At 42.4% G+C, this 7,889-nt stretch carries 9 protein-coding genes and 1 pseudogene; 7 read left to right on the top strand and 3 right to left on the bottom strand.

Features of this window, described 5'->3' with window-relative positions; all coding sequences use genetic code 11:
* A pseudogene (locus WC615_RS21685) lies at positions 1–189 on the top strand (thioredoxin family protein); the annotation flags it as partial.
* Between the two features lie 248 nt (positions 190–437).
* Here the strand turns inward: WC615_RS21685 and pyk are convergent.
* Together pyk and WC615_RS21675 are read right to left on the bottom strand one after the other, a co-directional pair.
* Positions 438–1,874, bottom strand: coding sequence for a pyruvate kinase (gene pyk / locus WC615_RS21680; protein ID WP_372980140.1), 1,437 nt, complete (start codon positions 1,872–1,874; stop codon positions 438–440).
* A gap of 63 nt (positions 1,875–1,937) precedes the next feature.
* Positions 1,938–2,363 (bottom strand): IPExxxVDY family protein, encoded by a 426-nt coding sequence (locus WC615_RS21675; RefSeq protein WP_372980139.1) that lies wholly within the window; start codon positions 2,361–2,363, stop codon positions 1,938–1,940.
* 498 nt (positions 2,364–2,861) lie between these two features.
* Here WC615_RS21675 and WC615_RS21670 point away from each other — a divergent pair, with 498 nt between their 5' ends.
* The 3 genes from WC615_RS21670 to rnc are packed head-to-tail and all read left to right on the top strand — an operon-like array spanning position 2,862 to position 5,111.
* Positions 2,862–3,101 (top strand): acyl carrier protein, encoded by a 240-nt coding sequence (locus WC615_RS21670; RefSeq protein WP_067058906.1) that lies wholly within the window; start codon positions 2,862–2,864, stop codon positions 3,099–3,101.
* A gap of 21 nt (positions 3,102–3,122) precedes the next feature.
* Positions 3,123–4,376 carry a beta-ketoacyl-ACP synthase II gene (fabF, locus tag WC615_RS21665; protein ID WP_372980138.1) on the top strand — a complete coding sequence of 418 codons (1,254 nt, stop codon included), beginning with the start codon at positions 3,123–3,125 and terminating at the stop codon, positions 4,374–4,376.
* Positions 4,377–4,385: 9 nt separating this feature from the next.
* Positions 4,386–5,111, top strand: a complete 726-nt coding sequence (gene rnc / locus WC615_RS21660; protein ID WP_372980137.1) for a ribonuclease III — start codon at positions 4,386–4,388, stop codon at positions 5,109–5,111.
* An 80-nt stretch (positions 5,112–5,191) separates the two neighbouring features.
* Here rnc and WC615_RS21655 read toward each other — a convergent pair whose 3' ends face one another.
* Positions 5,192–5,914, bottom strand: a complete 723-nt coding sequence (locus WC615_RS21655) for a hypothetical protein (RefSeq protein ID WP_372980136.1) — start codon at positions 5,912–5,914, stop codon at positions 5,192–5,194.
* A 166-nt stretch (positions 5,915–6,080) separates the two neighbouring features.
* Here WC615_RS21655 and WC615_RS21650 point away from each other — a divergent pair, with 166 nt between their 5' ends.
* The 3 genes from WC615_RS21650 to WC615_RS21640 all read left to right on the top strand — a co-directional run.
* Positions 6,081–6,956, top strand: coding sequence for a YicC/YloC family endoribonuclease (locus WC615_RS21650; RefSeq protein WP_372980135.1), 876 nt, complete (start codon positions 6,081–6,083; stop codon positions 6,954–6,956).
* 99 nt (positions 6,957–7,055) lie between these two features.
* Entirely contained in the window at positions 7,056–7,640 is a 585-nt protein-coding gene (gmk, locus tag WC615_RS21645) for a guanylate kinase (RefSeq protein ID WP_372980134.1), read from the top strand.
* An 80-nt stretch (positions 7,641–7,720) separates the two neighbouring features.
* Positions 7,721–7,889: nicotinate-nicotinamide nucleotide adenylyltransferase (locus WC615_RS21640; RefSeq protein ID WP_372980141.1), on the top strand; the 169-nt coding region annotated here is incomplete at its 3' end.

Raw genomic sequence — 7,889 nt, 5'->3', positions numbered from 1 at the left:
CCGCAGCGTTTCGGTTTCCCGGTGTTTGTTGTGCTTGATGGTAAAGGCACCCGCCTGCATACGCAAAACTCGGGTTACCTGGAAGAAGGTAAAGGCCACAGCAAAGCCAAAGTGATGGAGTTTTTTCAGGGATGGGCACCTGCCGCGCTTGATCCTAAAAGTTACATAGAGAAGGAAAAGGCTAAATAAGGTGATTAGAGGTTAGTGATTGGTTGATTGGGCCTGTCAAGCAGCGATGGCTTGTGCGATTCCTTCCTTGGGGAAGGAGGAGGAAGGGGTTAGCGGTCACCCGAATATTCATTAACCCCTCCCTACCCTCCCGGGGGAGGGAATTAAAATATAGCCAAAACAAAAGAGGGTTATGCATTCAGCATAACCCTCTTTTGTATATATAAACGACCGGAAACTAATCTCCAGTCACTAACCTTTAATCACTATTACTCAATAACGCTTACTTTAAGCATATTGGTTTTACCTTTTTTAACAATTGGCACGGCAGCAGTATTAATAACCACATCGCCTGCATTAAGCAATTGCTCTTCTTTAAGGATGTTGTTTACATCGGCAATAGTTTGGTCGGTGCTTTCGGCCTTGTCGTAGTAGAAAGCCCTTACGCCCCATACAAGGCTAAGCGCGTTAAGCAACTGCTTGTTTGATGTAAAGATATAAGTACCTGCTTTAGGGCGGTAGCTCGAAATTTCGAACGCGGTGTAACCGCTAACCGTCATACTCACAATACCTTTCGCGTTGGTATGCTCGGCTAAATATACCGCCGAACCGCAAAGTGCATCGCTCAGGTAATTAACAGATGCCTGGTCTGTATTCTCTAATTTTGACGCGTTGAACGGGTAACCCAGGTCTTCAACGTTACGTACTATCTTAGCCATCGTTTCGATAACAATAACCGGGAACTCACCTACCGATGTTTCACCGCTCAGCATCACTGCATCAGCGCCATCCAGTACAGAGTTGGCTACGTCGTTAACCTCTGCGCGGGTTGGGCGTGGGGTGGTAATCATCGATTCAAGCATCTGCGTAGCAACAATAACCGGTTTTGATGCATCACGGCATTTGCGGGCTATCATTTTTTGCAGCAAAGGCACTTCTTCAAGCGGGCACTCAACACCAAGGTCGCCACGGGCAATCATTACGGCATCTGTAGCGGCGATGATCTCGTCGATGTTATCAATAGCTTCCGGTTTTTCAACCTTGGCAATAACACGCGACTGTTTACCGCTTTCGCGGATGATGCGTTTCAGGTCGATGATATCCTGGCCGGTACGTACAAAAGAAAGGCCCACCCAATCAACATCCCATTCTAAGGCATATTTAAGGTTTTCCAGATCCTCGGGCGTTAAGCTTGGGATAGATACTTTTGTATTTGGGAGGTTAACACCTTTGCGTGATGTTAATATACCACCATGTACAACCTCGCAAATAACGGTGTCTTTACGGTTGGTTTCAATAACTTTTAATTGCAGTTTACCATCATCTAACAAGATGATCTCGTTAGCCTGTACATCCTGCGGGAAGGTTTCATAAGTAATGTAGATCTGGCTGTCGTCGCCAATACACTCGTGGGTGGTAATATTGATACGGGTACCATTAATAAGGTGTATACCGCCATCTTTTACCAGGCCTATACGAATTTTAGGGCCCTGCAAATCGGCAAGGATACCCACGTTTGTTTTATATTCAGCATTTATCTCACGGATCAGGTCAACAAATTTCTTGTGATCCTCAGGTTTACCGTGCGAAAAATTTAATCGGCACACATTTAATCCAGCCCTGATCATCGACAGCAACACTTCTTTTTTTGCTGAGGCGGGGCCCATAGTAGCAACAATCTTAGTACGATTATAGTAAAATTTCATATTTTCAGGTTAAATTCAGGCTATATTACAGTATTGTGTATTAATTACACATCTAAATTTCCGCTAAAATAATAGATTTTCGCGTGATTTTATTTTTTTCGGGTCAATCTTTACCGCGGCAACAATCTCGGGCATCTTATTCAGGGCCGAAATCATGTTTTCCAGGTCGGTATCATCAATATAATTCTTTATCATGATAAAATAATCCACCTCGCGCATTTCGGGCACCAAATAGCTGTCACTTCCCTTATTTCCAATAAAATAAAAGTCGGTTTCGGTAGTTTCCCAACTATAGCGGTACAGCGAAAACAGCAGCGGGGCGCCGTTAATACTGGTATCTAATGAGAGGTCGTCGACCCGGGTAAAATTAAAATTTAAACATTTGTTTATATAGTAGCATATCCGGTAATCTTTTAAAGATGTGGTGATGGCTATCAATACAAAATCCAGATCGATCTCAAACTTTAAAACTTTCCTGTTCAAAACCATTTACATTAATAAGGTGGTAAAAATACAAAACGCAATCAATACCATGAATTTTTGTTGGACTCATTTAAAATAAACGGTTGATGATATAAAGTGCCGAATATTTTATAAGGAGTTACATATTACAATGTAGAAGTAAGTTTAGGTTTTTCGCGCAAAGACGCGGAGACGCCAAGTCGGTTTCGATAAAATTTTGCGTCTTTGTGTAATATCATTTGTGCAGGCAGGCTTTATACAATGCCTTTAATAAAATTTGTACTTTCCTAATAATTAGGCAGATACAACCCCATCATGTAACTTTATTACTATAAATTCAAAATAGATATTAAACTTTAATAGTTCTACTCAAAATCATTACTTTTACGCCGGTTAAAAACCCATACTGAAACCTTTTGCCACAATTAATTGTTTACACAATATTGTCAAAGTTTTTAGATTTGATATTTAACATAATTTATTTTTCTTTGCACTGAATTTATTAATCATTAAACTATAAAGACTATGTCTGATATCGCTTCAAGAGTAAAAGCTATTATCGTGGAAAAACTGGGTGTTGACGAAAGTGAAGTTACACCAGAAGCAAGCTTCACCAACGATCTTGGTGCTGACTCTTTAGACACCGTGGAATTAATCATGGAGTTTGAAAAAGAATTTAACGTTGCAATCCCTGACGACCAGGCAGAAACCATTGGTACTGTTGGCCAGGCTGTTGCTTACTTAGAAAAAAACGTTAAAGCTTAATTAGCTCCCTAAAACTGTTAAATGGAGTTTAAAAGAGTTGTAGTAACCGGGCTTGGAGCGCTTACTCCGATTGGTAATACTGTACCTGAGTATTGGAACAGCCTTATTAATGGGGTAAGCGGCGCTGCCTTTATTAAGAGTTTTGATGTTGAAAAATTCAAAACTAAATTTGCCTGTGAAGTAAAGGGATTTGACGCGGAAGGTTTTTTGGGCCGGAAAGAGGCTCGTAAACTTGACCCGTTTGTACAATACGCTTTATTTTCTACAGAGGAAGCTGTTAAAGATGCCGGATTAGATTTCGAGAAACTGGATACCAGCCGCATTGGCGTTATCTGGGGATCGGGCATTGGTGGTTTAAAAACGTTTTTAGACGAGGTTGTGAATTTTGCCAAAGGCGATGGTACACCTAAGTTTAACCCGTTCTTTATCCCAAAAATGATAGCCGACATTGCACCTGGCCATATCTCTATAAAATATGGTTTACGCGGGCCAAATTTCACTACGGTATCCGCATGTGCATCATCAAACAACTCGCTTATCGATGCTTTTAATTATCTGCGCCTTGGTAAAGCAAACATGTTTATTACCGGCGGTTCTGAAGCTATCATAAACGAGGCTGGTATTGGCGGTTTTAACGCTATGCATGCCCTATCAACCCGTAACGATGACCCTGCAACTGCCTCACGTCCGTTTGATCTGGACAGGGATGGTTTTGTTGCCGGCGAAGGCGCGGGTACAATTATTTTAGAAGAATTAGGCCACGCCCTTAAACGCGGTGCTAAAATTTATGCTGAAATGGTTGGCGGTGGCATGAGTGCCGATGCTTACCACATGACAGCCCCTCACCCTGATGGTTTAGGTGCATCACTGGTAATGAAAGCCGCGTTAGAAGACGCAGGGTTAACCCCGGCCGATATCGACTATGTGAATGTTCACGGCACATCAACCCCAATTGGCGACCCGCAGGAAGTAAAAGCGATAACTGATGCCTTTGGCAGCAGGGTATATGATATCAACATCAGCTCAACAAAATCAATGACAGGCCATTTACTTGGTGCTGCCGGTGCTGTTGAAGCAATTGCCTCTATCCTGGCAATTCAGAATGATATCATCCCGCCAACCATCAACCATTTTACTGACGACCCGGCGTTTGACCCAAGGATTAACTTTACATTTAACAAGGCTCAAAAACGCGTAGTTAATGTAGCGCAAAGCAATGGCTTCGGTTTTGGTGGCCACAATGCTTCAGTTATATTTAAAAAGTACCAGCAATAATCTCGTTGGATGCCAATTAGCCGCTTTTATAAGCTATACCTTTCGCCAAATAGAAAATACGTTAAGGTTTTAAAAAATTTGCTCGGTTTTGTACCGGGCAATTTGTCGTTATACCGGTTGGCCTTCAGGCATAAGTCTGTTGCGCAAAACATCCGTAAGGGTGTAAAAAATAGTAACGAGCGCCTTGAGTTTTTGGGCGATGCCGTATTGGGCAGCGTAGTGGCCGAAGTACTTTTTAAGCTATACCCTTACGAGGATGAAGGGTTTTTAACCGAATTACGCTCAAAAATTGTGAGCCGTAACAACCTTAACCAGCTTGGCCGCAAGCTGGGCTTTGATAAACTGATTGAGTTTGATACCAAAATACTAAACTCTGGCAGGCAGGGCTCCCTGCTTGGCGATGCCTTTGAAGCGCTTATTGGTGCTGTTTACCTGGATAAAGGATATGATTTTACCCGTAATTTTTTGGTGAACCACATCATCAAATCGCACATCGACATCCACACGCTTGAGCAAACCGAAACCAACTTTAAGAGTAAACTTATTGAGTGGTGCCAGCGCCACGGTAAGGATATCAGCTTTGATGTGATAGAGAACCAGGAAGGCGAAAGCGCTAAACTATTTACCATACAAGCCAGTATTGATGGCGAGATAATGGGATCTGGCAAAGAGTTCAGTAAAAAGAATGCCGAAAAATTAGCCGCCGAAAAGGCCTGCACTGCGCTGGGGATTTAATTTGGATTTCGGATGTTCAATTTCGAATTGATTGGATAAAACTACTCACCAATAGCTCAAGCAACCACTCACACCAACTCTTAATACAACTTCTGCAAAGTTGGGTGATCACCATTCTTCTTAAAATATTCGTATTGTATCTTAGTTTTTTGGATCAGGTCATAATCGCCCCATATTTTCAGGTCTTCATACGATGGCTTGTAGTATCCCATAAACTGCTTGATCGTGGTGCTGTCGGCTGCTGTTAAACCGGTTACCCTCATTATAAAAAATTTATTGTACCTCCTGTCAACCTCTGTTGCTTCCAGCTCGCCTTTTGTGAAGGCGGCAAAACGCTTGGCCCGCTGCGGGGTTTTTCCAAAAAGTTCATAAAGGCCCGTTATTGGCGATGCAATCGCAGCTAAGGCCGGCGGGCTCCCATTATAATAAGTGCCTTTTTTACGATAATCGTTCATGATTTCGTTCAGTTCCTGCTTTTTTGTTTGGCCTAAAACACGAACCTCACCCAATTGCACTTCGGGCTGCATATAAACCACCATACCGTAATTTGATGCCTGCTGCTTTTGCGGGGTATACCCTTTTTTGGTAAATAATAAGGTATCGCCAACGGCAGCATTGATGCTAAAGCCGCCCAGTTGGTCGCCAATGGCAACACCCTTGGTACGCAGGTTTGTAATAAATACTTCCGAAAGTCTTTCTGATGAGATCCTTTTATAAACAGCCCCTTTTATCATCACCTGCTGCGCAGACGCAAAAAATGTAAAACAAAACAGGCTTAGTAAGCAGGCAATTATAAACTTCAAGAGCATCTATATTTAACGCAGTAAACTTATAAAATGTATACGGCTTAAAATGTGAAAAAGTGTTAAACTTAGTGGTTAGAGGTTAGTGATTGGAGATTAGTTACAAGCCCAAACTAATCTCACATCTCATATCTCAAATCTATAATCTAAAATATTATCTTTGCACATGATAAAATCCATGACAGGGTATGGAATTGCCAGCTATGACTCCGGCAAAACAAAATATACCGTCGAGATCAAATCTCTGAACAGTAAGTTTCTTGAACTCTCCCTGCGCCTGCCCAAAATATTCTCTGAAAAGGAATTTCAACTGCGTAACGATTGCAGCAAGCAGATCGATCGTGGTAAGGTAAACCTTTCCATCAATGTTGAGCAGGCCAACTCAAATGTAAAAGCAGCCGGTATCGACCGCGAATTGCTTAAACATTACTATAACCAGCTAAAAAGCGTAAGTGATGAGCTGAACGAACCGGGTGGCAACCTGCTGCAATTGGCCTTAGGTTTACCCGAAGTTGTTAAATACGAAGAAGACACCGTATCTGATGATGAATGGAAATTGGTTGAAAAAACCTTTCAGCAGGCTATGGCTGCTTTTCAGCAGTTCAGGACCGATGAGGGTAATGTTTTAGAGCAGGACATTAAAATGCGCATTGGTATTATCCTGAAAAACCTGGAACTGGTTGAAGTTGAAGAGCCAAAGCGTGTACCGGTTATACGCGAGCGCCTAAACCAGTTTTTAAGCGAAGCCGTAGGTGCCGAGAGTATCGACAAAAACCGCTTTGAGCAGGAGCTAATCTATTACATAGATAAGCTTGACATCACCGAAGAAAAAATAAGGTTAAAAAGCCACTGCGATTACTTTATTGAAACCCTTAAAAATGCTGATGCCAATGGCAAAAAGCTGGGCTTCATCTCGCAGGAGATCGGCCGTGAAATAAACACCCTTGGCTCAAAAGCAAATGATGCTGCTATGCAAAAGCTGGTGGTAGGCATGAAAGAAGAGCTGGAAAAAATTAAAGAACAACTGTTAAACGTATTATAGTTTATTGGTTCAGTGGTTCATTAGTTTATTGGTTTGCTTTGCGGCAAACATTGTAAACTTTTCACCAATGAACTAATGAGCTAATGAACTGATGAACTAATGACCCCAGAAGGCAAACTCGTTATATTTTCGGCCCCGTCGGGCGCAGGCAAAACCACCATTGTGCAACACCTGCTGCGCCAGATGCCCGAATTGGAATTTTCCATTTCGGCCACCACAAGGCAGCCGCGCGGCGACGAACAGGACGGTAAAGACTATTACTTCATCAGCCTGCCCGAGTTTACCCACCGTATAGCCAAAAAACAATTCGTTGAGTTTGAAGAGGTTTATACAGGCACTTTCTATGGCACCCTGCGTACCGAGATTGAGCGCATCTGGGCAAAAGGCAAAACCGTTATTTTTGATATTGATGTAGAGGGCGGTATGCACCTTAAACGTAAATACGGCGAACAGGCCCTGGCTATATTTGTACAGCCGCCATCGTTAGAGGTTTTGATAGAAAGACTGACCGGCCGCGGTACTGATAGTGCCGAAAAACTACAGGAACGTTTTGCTAAAGCAGAAAAAGAACTGAATTATGCGCCCCAGTTTGATATTATCCTTAAAAATCACGATCTTGAAACGGCTTGCAAAGAGGCCAGGGAGTTGGTAGCCAATTTCATAGGCGGGAGTTTGCAGTTCTAAGTTTGATGCAATGATTGCATTTTTTCGTTAGCTAGTGTTCGACCTGCTATGATCCATAAACTATTAACCCATCAGCAAGAATGAAGATAGGCTTACTATTTGGTTCTTTTAATCCCATTCATATAGGGCATTTAATTATTGCCAACTACATGGCTAACTACACCGCGCTTGATAAGGTTTGGCTGGTTGTCTCGCCGCAAAACCCCTTAAAAAAATACGGCGACCTGATAAACACTTACGACAGGCTGG

The sequence above is a fragment of the Mucilaginibacter sp. genome, assembly GCF_041663085.1.
In the GTDB taxonomy this organism is placed as follows: Bacteria; Bacteroidota; Bacteroidia; order Sphingobacteriales; family Sphingobacteriaceae; genus Mucilaginibacter.
The sequence above is the reverse complement of the archived record's forward strand: the minus strand, read 5'-3'. Positions and strand labels throughout refer to the sequence as shown.